Source organism: Candidatus Nitrosoglobus terrae (genome assembly GCF_002356115.1).
Taxonomy (GTDB): Bacteria; Pseudomonadota; Gammaproteobacteria; order Nitrosococcales; family Nitrosococcaceae; genus Nitrosoglobus; species Nitrosoglobus terrae.
The window spans coordinates 261,862-278,012 of the sequence record NZ_AP014836.1 but is presented as its reverse complement, the minus strand read 5'-3'; the positions used below and the strand labels follow the sequence as shown (position 1 = coordinate 278,012).

Sequence of the window (16,151 nt, the reverse complement as noted above, 5' to 3'; positions counted from 1 at the left end):
TTAAATAACTAAAATCAGAAAATAATAGCTACCCTACATTACCCTGACAAGTCAATGACCAAACTCCATTCTAAAAACATCCATACGACTACACCGATGGCTTGGACCATCCAGCATTCTCAAGAGCTATATAATACCGCCCAATGGAGCGAAGGATACTTCGATATCAATGATCAAGGTCATTTAATTGCTCGCCCTGAAGGACCAGAAAGTCAAACCGCCATTGATCTGTATCACGTCAGTCAAGCACTACCAGAAGCGGGGCTTTCTTTGCCCGTTTTAGTACGTTTTTCGGGAATACTACATCATCGGGCTAAGAGTTTACGCGCTGCTTTTACTCAGGCCATGGCGGCTACTCACTATCAAGGTAGCTTTACCCCCGTCTACCCGATTAAAGTAAATCAGCAACGACAAGTCATTAAAGAGATTTTAGCCTCAGACCCTCAACGCATAGGGTTAGAAGCTGGAAGTAAACCTGAGCTACTAGCGGTAATCGCCCTATCCCAAGCCGGATCTCTAGTGATTTGCAATGGCTATAAAGATCGTGAATATATTCGCCTCGCTTTAATAGCTCGTCAGCTTGGCTTACGCATCTACTTAATCATAGAAAAACCTTCAGAGCTGCATCACGTTATTAATGAAGCGCAATCGTTAGGGGTCAGACCACTACTAGGAGTACGGGTTCGTCTAGCCTCTATTGGAAAAGGTAAATGGCAAAATACGGGCGGTGAGAAAGGAAAATTCGGCTTATCCTCTGATCAGGTACTAACTGTAGTTCATCAACTACGTGAAGCTGGAATGCTAGATTGCCTCACTCTACTCCATTTTCACATGGGATCGCAGCTTCCCCATATTAGCGATATTCAGCAAGGTATTCAGGAAGCAGGCCGCTATTATGCGGCGCTACATAAACTTGGAGTCCCCTTAAGCAGCGTTGATATAGGCGGGGGATTAGGGGTTAATTATGATGGCACCCATACCCGCAGCTTTTGCTCTACTAATTACACTCTGCTGGAATACGCCCATAAAGTAGTACAAGCGCTATGGGAAATCTGCGAATCACATCAACTACCTCACCCTGAGATTATTACCGAAGCAGGACGAATGATGACCGCTCATCATGCAGTCCTTATTAGCAACGTGATTGATACCGAATCTGCTCCCGGTATAAAAACACCTTCTACTCCAGCTCCTGACGACCCTCTTATTATTCAACAACTATGGCATAGTTATCAAAATATTACCCGCCGATCAGCCATTGAATCCTATTATAATGCTAGCCAAAGCATCGCTGATGCCTTAAAAATGTTTAGCTATGGAATGATTAGCTTGCAGCAACGGGCGCAAGCCGAACAGCTCTATTTTGCCCTGTGTCGCCAAGTCCATACTCATTTAGACCCCAAAATCCGAGCCCATCGGGAGATTCTGGATGAATTAGAAGGTAAGCTTACCACAAAGGTATTTTGTAATTTCTCCTTATTTCAATCTTTACCCGACTCTTGGGCCATTAATCAGATCTTCCCTATCGTGCCTTTGCATCGATTAGAACAGATTCCAACCGAGCAAGCATGGATAGAAGATCTCACCTGTGATTCTGATGGGCGCGTTGATTTGTATGTAAATGGAGAAGGTATTGAAACTCACTTGCCGCTCCACTCCCTTACTTCTGATAAACCTTATTTACTGGGGTTTTTCCTAGTGGGCGCTTACCAAGAAATTCTTGGAGATATTCATAACTTATTTGGTACCCCAGATTCGGTTCATATAGAGGCTGATACACAAAAAGGCTTTCGCCTACTTCATGCCCTTAAAGGGGATACCGTAGCATCGGTCTTGCGCCAAGTGCGCTTTGAAGCTGATGAGATAAGGAACAGCCTACTGACTAAGCTAAACCAAACAACCCTGAGCGATAACCACCACCAACTTTATCTTCAGGAACTTGAAGCAGGATTGAATGGCTATACTTATCTAGAAGATTAGAATTGTCTCTAGTAATAGGGTTTTTATTTTATACCCTGAGTAGATTTTAAAAACGAAATAAGACCCAGCTGGGAAATAGCGCATCTGTATCAACGATCCCCGGTCCATCAAAACGCCTATCAAAGCTGCCACTTCCATTAATATCTACAAGGTAATAATCAGGGCCAACTTCAGGAGTCACCTTGATTTTATAGAGCTTTCCATTAAGACGATATTCTTCAATCCTGACCTTTCCTTCTTGAATAATCCTAATTTCTGGCCCAAGGGTATCAGGCTCTTCAGACAAAGGAGGAGGAGCGGGATCAGGAATACGATCTTCAGGATCTGCTGCAAAAATGGGCTTAGATAGCAGAAACAATAATCCACAGCAGAGATAAAGGGAGCGCAGATCACGAAATATAGTCATAGCTGTTCTCCAAAAGGGTTTTTATTATAGTGTAGCCCATAGACTCAATAAGATCTGTGCACTATTTCAAATGCTTAAAAATCTAACCCAGAGAATATCTTTATTAATATTGGTTTGATAATTATTACTCAAATACGCGTATCTAAATGTGAATATAGCAAAAAACTCAATACTTACCCTAGTTGATGGCTCTTCTTATCTCTTCCGCGCCTTTCACGCTCTACCTCCCTTAACCACTGCTACTGGACAGCCTACGGGGGCCATCTACGGGGTGATTAATATGCTGCGCAAACTACTCGATGAGCACCAACCCCAATATATTGGCGTAATTTTTGACGCTAAAGGGAAAACATTCCGTCATGAATTATTTAGCCCATATAAAGCCCATCGCCCTTCAATACCCGATGATCTGGCTTGCCAAATTCAACCTTTACACGATCTTATCCGCGCTCTTGGCCTACCGCTTATTTGCATTGAAGGGGTTGAAGCCGATGATGTGATTGGCACTTTAGCCCAACAAGCGACTGCTCAAGGCATAACAACGATCATCTCCAGTAGTGATAAAGATTTGGCCCAGTTAGTCAATAATCAAGTCAGCTTGATTAATACCATGAATCAAGCAAAGTTAAATTCAGCAGGAGTAAAAGCTAAATTTGGCGTTTCTCCTGAGCAAATCGTGGATTATTTAGCCCTAGTGGGCGATACGGTGGATAATATTCCGGGAGTACTGGGGATAGGCCCCAAAACAGCCGTTAAATTACTCCAGCAATACCAAACGCTAGATCAAATAATCGCCCACGCCCATGAAATTAAAGGCCGAATAGGAGAGAATCTACGCTTCCATCAAGATCAATTTCCTTTAACTAAGCAATTAGCCACTATTCGTCGAAATATACCGCTAGATCTAAACCCTAAAGATCTACAACGCCAGCCATTGGATATACCTGCTTTACATAGGCTGTATGGTCTGCTGGAATTCAAAACATGGTTACATGAGCTTCCAGCCCATGACTTAACACCTATAGCATCCACACCCTCCTCATCTACTTATGAAACTATACTGTCCTTTGAAGCCCTTGAGCGCTGGATAAAACATCTAGAAGCTAGCGAATTATTTGCCTTTAACTTAGAAACTAATTGCCCAGATTACATAGAAGCTGAGATTGTAGGTCTCTCTTTTGCTATTAAGCCTAATGAGGCTGCCTATATCCCTATAGGCCATGATTACGCAGACGTTCCCCCTCAGCTATCTCGCACACAAGTTTTGACCCGAATTAAACCCCTATTACAAAATGCCCGTTTGAGAAAAATAGGGCAAAACCTCAAATTTGATTGTAATGTACTTGCCAATTACGGCATCGATTTAACGGGTATTTGCCATGATTCGATGCTGGAATCCTATATCCTTGATAGCACAGCTGCTCATCATGACAGGGATTCCCTAGCACTTAAGTACCTTCAACATACTCCTGCCCGCTATGAAGATAATGCCAGTAAAAGTACTTCAAAAGTACCCTTCAATCAGGTAGCTATTGAAAAGGCAGCACCCTATGCAGCGGAAGCAGTCGATATCAACCTCCAGCTTCACCATTGCCTCTGGCCCCGTTTACAACAACATGATCGCCTTTGTCGCCTCTATCAAGAAATAGAAATTCCCCTGATTCCGGTACTATCACGCATGGAGCGCCATGGCGTTCAGGTAGATACCGTCCAGTTAAAAATCCAGAGCGATGAGCTAGCAACACAACTTAAGGCGCTTGAGCAAGCAGCCTTTGATATTGCTGGAGAAACCTTTAATCTTGCCTCCCCTAAGCAAATTCAAACGCTTCTCTACGAGAAACTAAAATTACCAATCACTCGCAAAACCTCCACCGGCCAACCCTCAACAGCAGAAACTGTATTACAAGAATTAGCCCTCAACTATCCACTGCCACGATTAATTCTTAAACATCGTACCTTAAGCAAGCTTAAATCCACTTATACTGATCGCTTACCCTTACAAGTCAACCCGCGCACAGGAAAAATCCATACTTTTTACCATCAAACCATGACTACCACTGGACGGCTTTCCTCTTCAAACCCTAATCTGCAAAACATCCCCATTCGTAGCGCTGAAGGCCGGCGAATTCGTCAAGCCTTTATTGCTCCACCAGGCTATTGTCTGCTCGCAGCTGATTACTCCCAGATAGAATTACGCATTATGGCCCACCTTTCCGATGACAAAGGGCTGCTCGCTGCTTTCAGTGCTGGAGAAGATATTCATCAACGCACCGCCGCCGAAATTTTCAATACTTCACTAGCAAAGGTCACATCAGATCAGCGACGTAGCGCTAAAGCCATTAACTTTGGCCTTATTTATGGCATGTCTGCCCATGGTCTCGCTCGACAACTGGGTATCAGCCGCCCTGATGCCCAGCATTATATTGAACGTTACTTTCACCGTTACCCTGGTGTTAAAGCTTATATGGACGATACACGCCAACAAGCACGCCAAGCAGGCTACGTAGAAACCCTATTTGGCCGACGTCTCTATCTACCTGATATTAATTCCCGACAGCCTCAAGTCCGTAGCCAAGCAGAACGTATTGCTATTAATGCACCCATGCAAGGCAGCGCCGCAGATATTATTAAACGAGCCATGATTCAGGTTGATAACTGGTTACAGCAGAAAAAAACCAGTGCTCGCATGATTATGCAGGTTCATGATGAACTGGTATTAGAGGTTGCTGAGCATGAATTAGAGGCTGCTGCCGCAGCTATCCAAAAAAGCATGATGGAGGCCGCTCAATTAAAGGTACCTTTAATTGTTACTATGGGTAGTGGTACTAATTGGGATCAGACCCATTGAGGGTAGAGAAATAATAAGAAAATATTGTTTTAATACTAAAATTAGGCTATATTTTTAATAAGATTCATATAATATGAATCAATAGGTATTGATATAAAGCTGAAACTAAGGGAATTTATCGTAGTCTAATTTTATGTTCTCGCCTTCTTTTTGAGTAAAACGAATTTATAGTCCAGGTTCCCCTAATCTGGACTAATTGTTGCCTCGGTTTTTCCCCTTAAACCGAGGCTTTTTTTATGGGCACTTTTAGCTACGTAAGATTGAACCAGATATCCAACTGAGCTTGAATTTCCTCAATACCCACCCGAGTATGGGCAGAGAATAACTGCGTCTGAGCAAAAGGAAAAAACTCTTGCAGGTACGTAGTTACTTTTTGGCAAGCCTGTTTTGCGGCCCCTTGTTTTAGTTTATCACTCTTAGTTAACAACACCCTGACCGGTAAACCTCTACTTTGACACCATTCTAACATTTGAACATCAAAGGGTTGTAATAAATGACGGATATCCATCACCAGCACAATACCACGTAAAGAATAACGCTGTTCTAAATAGCTGCTTAAGAGCAACCGCCACTGCTGTTTTACTGATTCCGGTACCTTGGCATACCCATAGCCTGGCAAATCCACTAGATAACGGCTGGCATCCAGTTGGAAAAAATTAATCATCTGGGTGCGCCCCGGCGTTTTACTAATTCGAGCTAGCCCCTTAATGTTAGTAATCGCATTAATAGCACTTGATTTGCCTACGTTAGAGCGACCGGCGAAAGCAACTTCTATCCCCTTATCTGGAGGTAGCTGGGATAAAGTATAAGCACTGCCTTGATAAGAGGCTTTATGATAAAAAGAATTTACCATCTCATTCTTAAACCGTCCTTGCTTCGTAATATTGATACAGAAACTATTTTTAGACCCCATAGCAGGCTAGAAAAATACTCCCAAGCAGTGTAGCATGCATACAAACCTTGGGATGCCTTAGCATAGGCGTTTTTCATAAAAATACTTCTAGATACTGAGGGTTTTAATGATGCTAAAACATTTCGCCACGATTACTGCTTGTGTCTTATTTACCACCGCTTCTAATGCTGCTCTCGTAGAGGGCAATGCAAAAGCAGGTGAAGCTATAACCGTTCCTTGCCAAAACTGCCATGGCCCTAATGGCAATAGCCCTAACCCAGAATGGCCTAACCTCGCTGGTCAAAATGCAACCTATTTAAAAAAGCAGCTACAGGATTTTAGATCTGGAGCCCGTAACAGCCCCATTATGTCTCCTATGGCAGTAGGGCTTAGCGACCAAGATATCAATAACATTGCTGTCTACTACGCAAGCCAAAAAATGAACACTGGAAAAACACCCGAAGAATACGTTGAACTAGGAAAAAAACTGTTCCAACAAGGTGATAAGGAAAGCGGTACACCCGCTTGTATGTCTTGTCATGGCCCATCCGGCAGTGGTAATCCGGCAGCAGCTTGGCCTCGCCTATCTGGTCAAAATGCCGAATATATGACAAGCCAGCTACAAGCCTACCGCAATAACGAACGAGCTAATGATCCTAATATGATGATGCAGGGAGTCACTAGAAAAATGAGTGATAAGGACATTACAGCAATTTCTCACTATCTCTCAGGCTTACAGATAGCGCATTGACATCCATTTAATTTAGCTTTCTATTCTACTGCTAGAGGCATAAAACATGCTGCGATCTACTTCATGGCCACTGCTTTTATTTTCTTTGCTGCTTACTCTCTCGCTGCCAGTAACAGCAGGGCCACCTGCTTTTACCGAGGGAGTACATTACAAGCTCATTGATCCACCGCTCCCCGCTCCAAAGACTAATCAAGCCGAAGTTATTGAGATGTTTTGGTATGGGTGTCCTCACTGCTACCATTTTGAGCCTTTACTAGAAAAGTGGATAAAAAATAAATCGAATCAAATCACTTTTATACGAATCCCAGCAGTATTTCGTGATTCTTGGCTGCCCGGTGCCCAAGCTTTTTACACAGCTCAAGCATTGGGAGTAGCAGATAAAATTCATCGACCTCTATTTGATGCCATACATCTTAAAAAACTTAACCTTAACACTAAAGCAGCGTTGGCTGATTTTTTTGCCACTCAAGGCATTGCAAAAGAGGAGTTCTTATCCACGTTTGATTCTTTTGCAGTGCAAGGTAAGGCTCAACAGGCCGTAGCGACAACCCGATCCTCTGGTATTACTGGGGTTCCCGCCATGATCGTGAATGGCAAATATCGCACTGATGCTGATTTAGCAGGCAGCTTTCAACGTATGCTTGAGGTCGTTGATTATTTAGTAGCCCAAACCTCAAAAAAATAGAAAGCCTAAGCTTAGCTTAGTGATTTCCGGAGAGTTCACATAGCTTTCCATGTAATATATCTAGGGCCAGAAAATATTTCTGACCCTATTTTTCTAGGAGAGGTACCGAAGCGGCCACAACGGCACCGACTCGAAATCGGTTGGGGCTATTGCAGTCCACGCGGGTTCGAATCCCGCCCTCTCCGCCACTTAGCCCTTAAGTAGATACTAGATTTACACTACTATTGGCTGTCAAATAATCGAAATAAGCCTCGATGGCTTAAGTGAGAGCAGACAAGTAGCCACGGTGGGTGATAATTTCCATATTCAACATCTATCAGAGCTTTCAAGGATATTTAGCTGATATCTCTACATACCCAATCAACTCCGATGAATAGCTGCCATCGCCATTCGCTGCGCCTTTGTGTTTCAGCTCCCTCTGTAAGGTGGGTTCCACAGTCTGGGTGGGTAAATAGCTCTAACCGTCGCTCTGGTGTAAAGCTCGGTGATGTCACTGTTGCTCATAGATACCACTCACATTGCTGCTCAATCGTCGGTGCCCGTGTCCCATCCTGCTTGACTGCAATCAGCTGCACCATGCCCATAGACTTGCGCCGTATCACGCTGACCATAGCACCCGAAGCAAATCTTCTCAGCGCGAGCTGATCCCAACGCGTAGCCGCGACCACATCTTCCAAATCGACCTTAGCCAGTTCCTGCTTGACCACAAACTACGCCGCCGGGTTGAGGTCGTTGCCGACCATCTACATACCGAGGCACGAGCCTTCCACCAGCGTGGTGTCCCACCCATGAAGATACTGGCTATCTTCAGGTGTTTGAACGCGCCGCGTGGTGGTTTAGTAGTTGCCCTACACTAGTTTAGCCGCGTGAGACGGATTGTCTGGAGCTTTGGTGGCCGCTGTGATCAGGATCGAGCAGAACACGATGGAATGTCTCCATGCCCATCATTTCGACATCTGGTAGATCGGCTTGCCTGCGTTGCTCTCGATGATCGCCATCTGATTGACTGGCAGGATGAGGAAATCCACCTCCAAACAGGTCTTGGGGCAGTTAGGGTCGTTAAAGTCCATCGTTTCTAGCGCAACAGCCTTGCCTATGTCGACGACCGTGGCGACTTTCTGAGCGAGCAGTTGTTTTTCGGTGGACATTACATCAACCCTAGCGTTTGTTTCAACGCTTCATCCACCACAGGCATGACAGGGCAATAACCGATGATTTTATCAATTTCACGATCCAGAACGGTGGCAAGATTGTCGGTCACAACAACGGAATACTTGCACAAGCCCATGGTTTGGACTTCTTGGCTTTGTTGCTGGAAATGCACACGAGTAGCGCCTACACGCTTTATGTTAGAGGTGATCAAAGCAATAATTTTTTGTGGTAAGTCAGTAGCTAACCCATCTGCTTGCACGACCAAAGCTGGCCGTTTTTTATAGGTTTTTAAATCAGAGTGTGGAAACCTCACCAAAATTACATCGCCGCGCTTACAAGTCATCGTATGCCTCCATACCGGGGGCATCCCAATCATCTGCAAAGTTGCGTAAGCGCAGATAGGTTTCCAGAGCTTCTAGCTCGCTCCAGCCCAATTGCTCAATTTTGAGAAGATTAGTTATACGTGTAGTGACAGTGCTGGAGTTGCTCGATATGTAATGAAACCCTTTGTTTGGCCGTTCTATGTAGGTTGGTATTGGCGACTCAGCTGTTGCTTGAATTTGTTGAACAACCGGATACTGCAGCGGTGGGATGTTCGGTGTATCTATCGTGGTTGCTAGCATATCAGTACTCCGGTTCCATGAGATGGATAGCTTCTGGTGTTAGCAGTTGTTGGTAAAATACTACCTTTGAACGGTCATGTATCTGATCTATTTGGCTGCATATGTCCGACCAACCACGAAGCGGTGTGTTGGAAAAAGTTTCCAAATCGATTACAGAGCCTTGAAATTTGCCTTCAGGTAAACTGGCTTCTACAGGTGTGGCAATTTGTATAATGTGATTGCAATCACCATCAGGAATCTCAACACGCATTTGTATTGGATGGTTATTCAGACACCACTGCCCAATCTTGAAATTGACCTGTAATGCATCGAGATTTGGGGCTGCTGGATCAAGGCTTAATAAATCAATATAGCGCAACGAATGGCGTATAGGTAATGGCACTAAACCACTGCGTTCGATTACCTCCACAAGCTTCTGTATTTTCTTCTTGAAGGCAGCCCAGCCGGCATAAGGCTTCCTACAATTTACGGTAACAACGCGATCACCTACTTGAAACAAGAATGGGCTATCTGGCTCTTCCATACGGTACTTGGCAGAAAAGCGTAGATTAGGATCAATTTGTGCAACTGGTGCTGGAATATCTGCTGTCGGTAGCCGATGTAACTGCAAATCCTGGTGCTCAGTCTTAAAGGCTGTGTACAAGATACCGGGTAGCAGATCAATAACACGTAAACCTTCCTTGGATTCAAATTGCGCTTGCCATATTGCTTCGATTAAAGGTTCTTTATTTAAGCGGGTGGGAATTTTATTCATTACTCAGTCTCAATTTTTTGAAATTTCAACAAACGGCGACAGCACTTCCAGCAGCGAACAGATGCGGCATCATTGACAGCGTGATAGAGGTAGAGTGCGGCTCAAGTGGGACTTACCCAAACCACGTTCGCCAATTACAGCTACTGGCCCGCCTCGGTTGGGCCCAATGGCTTCGATACCCTTCAGTAGATTGTGGATAGGATAGGTAATCTGAAAGAATTTCTCAGCTAGGATCTGTGTTGCCCCCGTGCTTGAATCATTGGAAAGTTCAATAGCTGTCCCTTTGAGGCATTTACCCCGGAGCCCATCACGCAGTGTTAATCCAGGCATTATTTTCCCCCGCTTTCCATAATTGCTGTACAAACAGAGCTATTACGCAAACATAGCAAGTTACTATCATAGCTCAGTACTCCATATTTAGATTTTTTATCATCAAATAATACCATCGCTTTAAGCGCCTGCTTCTAGTTCATAGATAACCATAATTTACTTCTTTTAATCTTTCTAATGGCTTTCTCCTCATCTAAACTAAATTTATGGATTATCTAGTTTATTTTTAAACAGATTAATCCCTTAAACTCTATCAGGGTTTCTGTAAACTCAATTCCTAAAAACTAGATGAGGAACCGCTATGAAATCGTATGAATACCGCGCTGGGGTGGTTCAAACCCTTGCAAAGCTAGGTGATGAAGAAGCTAATTTAGAGATCTGTAATTATTACGTTAAGCAAGCCACTATGCAAGGAGTAAAGTTGTTGGTATTTCCCGAATGCATGAATGCGGGTTATCTCTATAATTCTCCAGAGCACGCTCGCAAGGTTGCCGGGCAGATGGATAGCCGATTCGTTAAAGGATTAGCCAAAATGGCGCGGGATAACGATATGTTTATCGCCAGTGGCATGATTGAATGGGATCCTGAGCGGCAAAAAATATTCAATACGGGCATATTATTAGACAAAAAAGGGGATTTAATCCTTCACTACCATAAGCAATTTTTAACTACGCATGATCAGAATTGGTTTACCTTTGGGGAACGGGGATTTCCAGTAGTGGCCACGGAACTGGGTAAATTAGGCATGATGATCTGTTTTGATGGCCGCATACCGGAAATCCCCCGTTGTACAGCCCTTAATGGAGCACAGGTTATTGTTGATATGGCAAATTTCTTCCTCATTGACCAAGCTGAGACATGGCGACCCGCGCGGGCTTATGAGAACGGTGTCTGGATTTGTGCAGCCTCAAAATCTGGCCAAGAACGCTCTATCCACTACCCTGGGGGTAGCATGATCATTGACCCTAAGGGAAATTTACATGCTCAGATTCCATGGGATACTCATGGGTTAGCAGTGAGCGAGATTGATCCTACGCTAGCGGATAATAAACACTTAGGTCTTGGGGCGGATAGATTTGCCGATCGCCGCCCCGATACTTATACCGTCTTAACTAAGCCCTATAAGGAAACGGCAGTCGCTAACATTAATGAAGAAGCCATCATTCCCAGTAAGGCCGTGTTTAATATGGCCGCCGTACAAAGCCATGTCTGCGAAACACAGCCAACTACCTTAGATCAGGTGGCAACCCAAACCATGTACGCCGCCCAATTTGGAATTCGGCTCATCGTATTACCTGAATATGTTGCCTCACCTAATTGGCGTATTGATGCTGCAGAAGCTCAAAGGCTTGCGGATCTCAATGCTGAGTTAGTCAGGACATTTTCTATCCTATGCAAAGAAAATAAGTGTGCCGTATTGGTGCCCAATGTGGAAAAGATAGATGGAAAGCTCTATCCAACTTCCTTTTTAATTGGCCCCGAGGGTAAAACCATCCTATCCTATCGCAAGGTGCATCTATTCGCCGATGAGCGAAAATGGGCCACAGCTGGTAGTGAATATCCCGTGGCTAATACTCCATTTGGTCGAATTGGGATAATCATGGGATATGATTCTATGTTCTCAGAAGCCGCCCGCTGCTTAGGGGTCAATGGCGCTGATGTCATCTTATGGCCGGCACGATTACAAAATCGCAATGAGCGCCGATATCTTGCCCTAACGCTAGCGGTAGATAACCGATGTGCACTCATTCTTGCTAATCGTATTGATGCCCCTTATAGCGCTGGAAGTCTGGTAGTTCCCCCTTCACAATTCCCAACATGGGATGTTGAAGCTGTTACTGAGTTCTTTACCGAAATGCATAAGGTAGTGTTTGATGTGGTTGAGCTGGCGGCTACAAGGCAAAAAAACCTAATGAGTAATGTACATATGTTCGCTAATCGTATTCCTAAAACCTATGGGCCTTTAGTTGAGAAACGCTAAATTATGGGTAAATTGTTAAATTTTAAATAATCCAAGCATAAAAGGCACGAGTCAACATTCTAGATCTCGTGCCTTATTCCCGCTGCGCTATGCTGTTACAGCGACTCAAAATATATTCACATCTCATTGCCTACCCTGCATCGGCTAGGCATAAAAAAGCTTGGAATCATTAATCCAATTAAACCAACCCCAAAAAGCGCAAACGCAGAAGGCTCTGGAATCGAGGTAAGCCGACTCATTGATACGTTTGCCAATACAGCCATTGGGTGCGCTTTATAGGTATCACTCATGGCTTGTAAATTCAGATAGGCTTGGTTTGATCCAGCTGTAATCTGGACTGTCGTATGCTGCCAACCGGTAAACTCTCCATTAGAAGTCGTTAGCGTTTGAGTATTTTGAGTGTTCTTACCTAACGAGACTTTCAGAAAACTTGAGGCATCAGCTGATGATCCGCTACTCTGAGTGGGTGTACTACTCTGAGTGGGTGTACTACTCTGAGTGGGTGTACTACTCTGAGCGGGTATACTACTCTGAGTAGGTGTACTACTCTGAGTAGGTGCGCTGCTCTTCTGAGTCTGCGTAAGCCCCCAGTCAAAACTTACTTGATAAGTGGCACCAGGGGTTAAATTCGTAAAGTGCTGGTAAATAGTCGCTCCACCCATTAGGGTGTCGGTATATACTGAAGAACCGCCGCTAAGACCCACAAAAGCGCCACTATCTGTATTTGGCGGCGCCGTAACTGCAGACAGTGGATCTAAACCTACTCGACCCGCCGGAGTTTCACTTGTAGCTTGAGCGGCATTTGGATACCAGATGCCATCTCCCCAGCCCCCCTGCCATCCCTTAATGAAATCTCCATAAGCATTGGTCTGAGTACCATATTGAGCAGAGCCGGTAATATTCTGAGTGACTTGCGAAAAATCACCATTTACTAGTAAATTTGCTGGTGTTGCCTGAGCAGTACCGATAGAAACTACGGCTAAGGGCATCACAGCGTACATCATTGCTAAACGCATCTGTATACTCCTATTTATAATTTTACTTATCTAATACAGATAGATATGCAATTTTTATGCCCTTATATTTTATTTTATAAAAATCAATATATTATGATTCTATACCAAGCAGTTGCTGTAAAAAAAATTAACAAAAAACAAAGATAATCATATCCATATTCTTTACACTTCATAGTAAACCTCCCTACCTCCAGCTACAATCGGCCAAGAAGCTATTAAATATTGTCAATAATCTTGACAATTTTATATTAGGCATAAAAAAAATCTATTACCAAAAAATAATAGGCCAAGATCAACTGGTGATAAGAAAATCTCGTTAACAAGCACGAGCACTAATAATTGACACGAATCCCAATTTCTGCTCCTCGTCCTGCTTCGGGTGCAAAGTTACGTAGATAGGAAGTAGAATTACGGATATTTTGATTAAGCAGGTTGGTTCCTCTAGCGAACGCTAATAGCTGGATATCCTGGCCAGCTTTCACTTGATACTGCGCGCCAAGATTTAACAGTATATAACCGGGGGTTGGCGCTTCAAACTGGCCGGCATGTTTCTGCGTTTCGGCACGAGTTAATCGCACATTACTAGAAAATTTAGCCTTAGCATAATCTAATTGTAATCCATAACGCAGCGGCGGCATTCGGGGTATATCAGCACCATGGGTAAATTGGCCTCGGGTATAGTCGCTAAATAAAGTCAGCTTAATTGCCCCCTGATGATTTTCCATCACTGGGAAAATCAGCTTACCTTCAAAGCCTTTAAATACGGCATTGGCTTGGCTAGTAACCACCACGGGAGGACAAAGGGTGTCCATAGGACAGGGATCTCCTTCTTCAGTTACAAACTGGCCATTACGCTGCTGGGTAATATAATCACTAGCCCAATTCTGAAAGAGATCAATCTCAGCTTGCATCCAATCCGATTGAAAATGATAGCCCAGATCTAAATTGTGAAAGGTCTCAGTCGTAAGGTTAGGATTCCCTAACTCAAAACTACGGGTAGCATCATGAAAGCCATTAAATAATAATTCTTGTACTTGAGGTGATCGTTGTGAACGCGTGAATGCTAAACTCAAGTTGTGCTGATCATTAATTTCCCATAGCCCAGAGGCCGAAAAACTCACTGGCGTATAATTAAAGCTAGATGAGCCTTTAGCATCAGGGGCAATCCTATCATTTTCCACTCGCAGACCTAGCTGATAGCTCAGCGCTCCTAGATCAAAATTCTCTACCACAAATAAGCCAAAGTTGTTAATTTGAGAATGGGGAATAAGAATATCGCCATCTGATTTATCAATAGCGCTAAAATCACTGGCAATACCGTGAAAACCCACTACTCCATGCAGCAGTCCAATAGGCTGATGGGTCAGCTCTACCCGACCTTCATAAGTTTTATTAGCAAAAAAATCGCTGACAATGTTATTAGTAATTTCGGCATGCTGGTAATCGGTATAACCTAAACGCATGACTAGAGATTGGGCAAAGCTAACAGGATTGTCTAGCTTACTTTTAAAATCATATCTATTTTGCTGTAAATGAATACGGGTAATATCATCACCTGTGCCATTGATCGGAATACCGTAATCATTAAACAAATGATTCACAGAAGCCCCAGCAAAACCTATATCGCCTATCCAAGAAAATCCAGCCGATCCGCTGATAGCGGTTCCTCGCGAATTAGGCAGTACGCCTTTAGAATTTTCTAACTGTGCCGGCAGTGTAGGATCGCTAAAACGAGCAGCAGCCTCATCAATCGCTTGGCCTCCAATCACCATATTGCCATGATCTCGATAAAATCCATCCAAGTGAATCGCTATTGGCCCCTGCCCACCCTCTATTTTCGCCACGGTTGCAGTCTCATTAGTGGTACTATCATAGCGCTGCTCTATAGCCCCTCCCAATCGGTGTTTCAGCATATCCTCTGGAATACGGTTACTGATAACGTTCACTGCGCCACCCATGGCACCGCTACCATAAAGTAAAGTAGCTTCTGGCCCTCGTAATACTTCGATCCGATCAGCCAATAAAGGCTCAGTACTTACAGCATGATCAGGGCTGATCGAAGAGGCATCGTTACTACCAATATCATCATCTAGCACCCTCACCCGCGGCCCGCTCTGGCCTCGGATCATGGGTCTACCCACACCAGGACCAAAAGATTGATTAGCAACACCTAGCTCCTGCTCTAAAGTCTTACCGATGGTATCTCCTATCTTCAGGCGCAAATCATCACCTTTTAGTACAGTCGTTGGCACTCTAATTTTTAAACTTTCTTCTTGTATAGGAGCCGTTACTGTTACGGGTTCTAATTCCTTCGCTGGCTGCTGTTCTGCGTACGCCGGCAGAAAAATAATGCTGGTAGCAAGCGCAAAAAAAAAATAAGTACGTTATGCATGACTCGTATAGCTTTCCCTTATTTTTATAGTATATGTTATATCATAACATATTAAGGTAATGCTTTTTTGTGAAGCACAGCAAATTTTAGCGATTAAAAGGTCATGTTTAGATTTAAGGCACCAAACTCAGCGTAAGTAAAAAATGGAGCGTTACACTCATACTCCAGCAGTATTTTAATACAGCAGCTTTGGGTTTAAGAATTAAGATAGATGCTACTGCAAGTGCAATAGCTTTACATTAAGCGTACCCTTAAATAAATATTTACATAAAATTTAGCTTACAAAGCCTGGGCCTTTCTTTACAGTCATGAAAGCACGCTTATTGTTCAATTTATGGCCT

Annotated in this window: 16 protein-coding genes and 1 tRNA gene; 7 read left to right on the top strand and 10 right to left on the bottom strand. The window is 43.7% G+C overall.

The window, feature by feature from the left end; all coding sequences use genetic code 11:
* The first annotated feature begins 54 nt into the window (after window positions 1-54).
* A complete protein-coding gene (gene speA, locus TAO_RS01345) occupies window positions 55-1,980 on the top strand; it encodes a biosynthetic arginine decarboxylase (protein ID WP_408607616.1) in 1,926 nt (641 codons plus the stop codon).
* Between the two features lie 46 nt (window positions 1,981-2,026).
* On the opposite strand, the gene TAO_RS01340 is transcribed toward speA, so the two are convergent.
* Window positions 2,027-2,386: a DUF2782 domain-containing protein gene (locus TAO_RS01340; protein WP_096526270.1), complete on the bottom strand. Its 360-nt coding sequence runs from the start codon at window positions 2,384-2,386 to the stop codon at window positions 2,027-2,029.
* Window positions 2,387-2,540: 154 nt separating this feature from the next.
* Between TAO_RS01340 and polA the strand changes: the two genes are divergently transcribed.
* Window positions 2,541-5,234, top strand: coding sequence for a DNA polymerase I (gene polA, locus TAO_RS01335; RefSeq protein ID WP_172419095.1), 2,694 nt, complete (start codon window positions 2,541-2,543; stop codon window positions 5,232-5,234).
* 250 nt (window positions 5,235-5,484) lie between these two features.
* Here the strand turns inward: polA and yihA are convergent, their stop codons facing one another.
* Window positions 5,485-6,087, bottom strand: coding sequence for a ribosome biogenesis GTP-binding protein YihA/YsxC (gene yihA / locus TAO_RS01330; RefSeq protein WP_096527698.1), 603 nt, complete (start codon window positions 6,085-6,087; stop codon window positions 5,485-5,487).
* Between the two features lie 166 nt (window positions 6,088-6,253).
* On the opposite strand from yihA, the gene TAO_RS01325 reads away from it, so the two are divergent.
* The 3 genes from TAO_RS01325 (at window position 6,254) to TAO_RS01315 (ending at window position 7,750) form a co-directional block, all read left to right on the top strand.
* On the top strand, window positions 6,254-6,877 hold the full coding sequence (locus tag TAO_RS01325) for a c-type cytochrome (protein WP_096526268.1): 624 nt from the start codon (window positions 6,254-6,256) through the stop codon (window positions 6,875-6,877).
* A 46-nt stretch (window positions 6,878-6,923) separates the two neighbouring features.
* Window positions 6,924-7,562, top strand: a complete 639-nt coding sequence (locus tag TAO_RS01320; RefSeq protein ID WP_096526267.1) for a thiol:disulfide interchange protein DsbA/DsbL — start codon at window positions 6,924-6,926, stop codon at window positions 7,560-7,562.
* 96 nt (window positions 7,563-7,658) lie between these two features.
* Window positions 7,659-7,750: transfer RNA gene (locus TAO_RS01315), tRNA-Ser, on the top strand.
* 147 nt (window positions 7,751-7,897) lie between these two features.
* Here TAO_RS01315 and TAO_RS09725 read toward each other — a convergent pair.
* Together TAO_RS09725 and TAO_RS09720 are read right to left on the bottom strand one after the other, a co-directional pair.
* Window positions 7,898-8,056 carry a hypothetical protein gene (locus tag TAO_RS09725; protein WP_197702497.1) on the bottom strand — a complete coding sequence of 53 codons (159 nt, stop codon included), beginning with the start codon at window positions 8,054-8,056 and terminating at the stop codon, window positions 7,898-7,900.
* A gap of 6 nt (window positions 8,057-8,062) precedes the next feature.
* Window positions 8,063-8,230: a hypothetical protein gene (locus TAO_RS09720; protein WP_197702496.1), complete on the bottom strand. Its 168-nt coding sequence runs from the start codon at window positions 8,228-8,230 to the stop codon at window positions 8,063-8,065.
* Between the two features lie 198 nt (window positions 8,231-8,428).
* Here TAO_RS09720 and TAO_RS09605 point away from each other — a divergent pair, with 198 nt between their 5' ends.
* Entirely contained in the window at window positions 8,429-8,641 is a 213-nt protein-coding gene (locus tag TAO_RS09605) for a hypothetical protein (RefSeq protein ID WP_172419032.1), read from the top strand.
* 68 nt (window positions 8,642-8,709) lie between these two features.
* On the opposite strand, the gene TAO_RS01300 is transcribed toward TAO_RS09605, so the two are convergent.
* From TAO_RS01300 to TAO_RS01285, 4 genes are all read right to left on the bottom strand, one after another.
* Window positions 8,710-9,057, bottom strand: coding sequence for a type II toxin-antitoxin system PemK/MazF family toxin (locus TAO_RS01300; protein ID WP_096526266.1), 348 nt, complete (start codon window positions 9,055-9,057; stop codon window positions 8,710-8,712).
* On the bottom strand, window positions 9,047-9,337 hold the full coding sequence (locus TAO_RS01295; protein WP_096526265.1) for a hypothetical protein: 291 nt from the start codon (window positions 9,335-9,337) through the stop codon (window positions 9,047-9,049). Before TAO_RS01295 ends, TAO_RS01300 begins: the two co-directional genes overlap by 11 nt.
* Before the next feature lies 1 nt (window position 9,338).
* A complete protein-coding gene (locus TAO_RS01290) occupies window positions 9,339-10,091 on the bottom strand; it encodes a TIGR04255 family protein (protein WP_096526264.1) in 753 nt (250 codons plus the stop codon).
* Between the two features lie 69 nt (window positions 10,092-10,160).
* Window positions 10,161-10,421, bottom strand: coding sequence for a hypothetical protein (locus tag TAO_RS01285; RefSeq protein WP_197702495.1), 261 nt, complete (start codon window positions 10,419-10,421; stop codon window positions 10,161-10,163).
* A gap of 301 nt (window positions 10,422-10,722) precedes the next feature.
* Here TAO_RS01285 and TAO_RS01280 point away from each other — a divergent pair, with 301 nt between their 5' ends.
* Complete coding sequence (locus tag TAO_RS01280) at window positions 10,723-12,402, top strand: carbon-nitrogen hydrolase family protein (protein WP_096526263.1); 1,680 nt, start codon at window positions 10,723-10,725, stop codon at window positions 12,400-12,402.
* 116 nt (window positions 12,403-12,518) lie between these two features.
* On the opposite strand, the gene TAO_RS09540 is transcribed toward TAO_RS01280, so the two are convergent.
* Complete coding sequence (locus tag TAO_RS09540) at window positions 12,519-13,418, bottom strand: PEP-CTERM sorting domain-containing protein (RefSeq protein WP_145955134.1); 900 nt, start codon at window positions 13,416-13,418, stop codon at window positions 12,519-12,521.
* 332 nt (window positions 13,419-13,750) lie between these two features.
* A complete protein-coding gene (locus tag TAO_RS01270) occupies window positions 13,751-15,670 on the bottom strand; it encodes a TonB-dependent receptor (protein ID WP_197702494.1) in 1,920 nt (639 codons plus the stop codon).
* Window positions 15,671-16,151 lie beyond the last annotated feature (481 nt).

Coding starts and splice junctions, on each gene's coding strand:
- TAO_RS01290 (WP_096526264.1), bottom strand. CDS start 10,091: ATGAATAAAATTCCCACCCGCTTAAATAAAGAACCTTTAATCGAAGCA.
- TAO_RS01320 (WP_096526267.1), top strand. CDS start 6,924: ATGCTGCGATCTACTTCATGGCCACTGCTTTTATTTTCTTTGCTGCTT.
- TAO_RS01325 (WP_096526268.1), top strand. CDS start 6,254: ATGATGCTAAAACATTTCGCCACGATTACTGCTTGTGTCTTATTTACC.
- TAO_RS01300 (WP_096526266.1), bottom strand. CDS start 9,057: ATGACTTGTAAGCGCGGCGATGTAATTTTGGTGAGGTTTCCACACTCT.
- TAO_RS09540 (WP_145955134.1), bottom strand. CDS start 13,418: ATGCGTTTAGCAATGATGTACGCTGTGATGCCCTTAGCCGTAGTTTCT.
- TAO_RS01295 (WP_096526265.1), bottom strand. CDS start 9,337: ATGCTAGCAACCACGATAGATACACCGAACATCCCACCGCTGCAGTAT.
- TAO_RS01280 (WP_096526263.1), top strand. CDS start 10,723: ATGAAATCGTATGAATACCGCGCTGGGGTGGTTCAAACCCTTGCAAAG.
- speA (WP_408607616.1), top strand. CDS start 55: ATGACCAAACTCCATTCTAAAAACATCCATACGACTACACCGATGGCT.
- TAO_RS01340 (WP_096526270.1), bottom strand. CDS start 2,386: ATGACTATATTTCGTGATCTGCGCTCCCTTTATCTCTGCTGTGGATTA.
- TAO_RS01285 (WP_197702495.1), bottom strand. CDS start 10,421: ATGCCTGGATTAACACTGCGTGATGGGCTCCGGGGTAAATGCCTCAAA.
- yihA (WP_096527698.1), bottom strand. CDS start 6,087: ATGGTAAATTCTTTTTATCATAAAGCCTCTTATCAAGGCAGTGCTTAT.